Origin of the sequence: Mesorhizobium sanjuanii (assembly GCF_002529485.1) — a bacterium.
GTDB classification, from domain to species: Bacteria; Pseudomonadota; Alphaproteobacteria; order Rhizobiales; family Rhizobiaceae; genus Mesorhizobium; species Mesorhizobium sanjuanii.
This window is the reverse complement of sequence record NZ_NWQG01000318.1, coordinates 1-1,176: the sequence shown is the minus strand read 5'-3', so window position 1 is coordinate 1,176 and position 1,176 is coordinate 1. Positions and strand designations below refer to the sequence as shown.

The 1,176-nt window shown below is 63.3% G+C and carries 1 protein-coding gene; it reads right to left on the bottom strand.

Annotated features, from left to right (window positions below; all coding sequences use genetic code 11):
• Positions 1-221: 221 nt before the first annotated feature.
• Entirely contained in the window at positions 222-1,154 is a 933-nt protein-coding gene (locus CN311_RS31665) for a lysylphosphatidylglycerol synthase domain-containing protein (RefSeq protein WP_097577489.1), read from the bottom strand.
• Between the last annotated feature and the right edge of the window lie 22 nt (positions 1,155-1,176).

The following is a 1,176-nucleotide window of genomic DNA, read 5'->3' as shown; positions in this document are numbered from 1 at the left end:
GTCCGTGGGTCTACCGTTAACCTATTCCCCAGCAGGCGCGGTTGATGACAAACCGTGCGGGCAGGGCGGCGATGTCACCGCGCGTGCCTTGTAGCCGCCGCCGGAAAATAGTCAAGCCTGCCTGGCGTTTCAATTGCCACGTTTCGTCAGACTGGTTCGCACGCCACGTCTCAGGCCCGGCGTTCAGGCCCGGAACCTACCTGGGGAGACGTGCCAGCGCCTCAACCCTCGCCGCGGCTATATTGCGAGTGCTCGAAGAACAGCACGACACCCAGCGCGATCAGCAGCGGGATGATCAGGTAGAACAGCCGGAACACCAGCAGAGCGGCCAGCACGCCGACCGGGTCCATATCCGACAGGCCGGTCAGGAACACGACCTCGAACACACCGAGCCCGCCCGGCGCGTGCGAGATCTGGGCGATCGAGAACGACACCAGGAACACGCCGAGCACGACGAAATAGCCGGGATTGCCTGATGCGGGCAGGGCGAAGAATATGATCGCCGCCGCCGCCAAAAGCTCGATCGGGCCGATCAGCACTTGCCGCGCGACGATCGGCAGCGCCGGATAATGGATTTGGAAGCTGCCGATTTTCAGGGGTCGCAGATGCAGCCAACTCCCAAACACATAGGCCGCCACCAGGACCAGCATCACAAGACCCGCCGCGGTCGCCAGGCCATGATGCGGCGCGCCGGAAAAGCGGTCGATGATCTCCGGCTCGAACACCAGCACGAGGCCGGAGACCAGGATCGTCGACAGCACGAAGGTGATCCAGCAGATCGCCACCAGGATGCCGACATCCTGGCCGGTCAGCCCCCTTGTGCCATAGGCGCGGTAGCGGATCACCGCGCCGGAGAACACCGAGCCGCCTATATTGTGCGACAGCGCGTAGGTGGTGAACGAGCACAGGGTGACGAACAGCCACGACACTTTTTTGCCGATATGCAACAGCGCGATGTGGTCGTAGCCGGCCAGCGCGGCATACGCGATCACCGAGCTCAGCGCCGCGAGCACCCAGCCGCGTGCCGGAATGGCCACTATCCCGGCCCAGACGTCATCGAGCGAAATGCCGCGCAATTCGTGCCAGAGCAAAAACAGCGAGAAAATCACCGCCGCAATGCCGACGACCGGCCAGAAATAGCGTCTCCAGTTCATGGCGTGATCGTCATGCGTCGCA

What these genes read in the sequence shown, in the direction of transcription:
- CN311_RS31665 (WP_097577489.1), bottom strand. Translation starts at nt 1,154, where the DNA reads ATGAACTGGAGACGCTATTTCTGGCCGGTCGTCGGCATTGCGGCGGTG.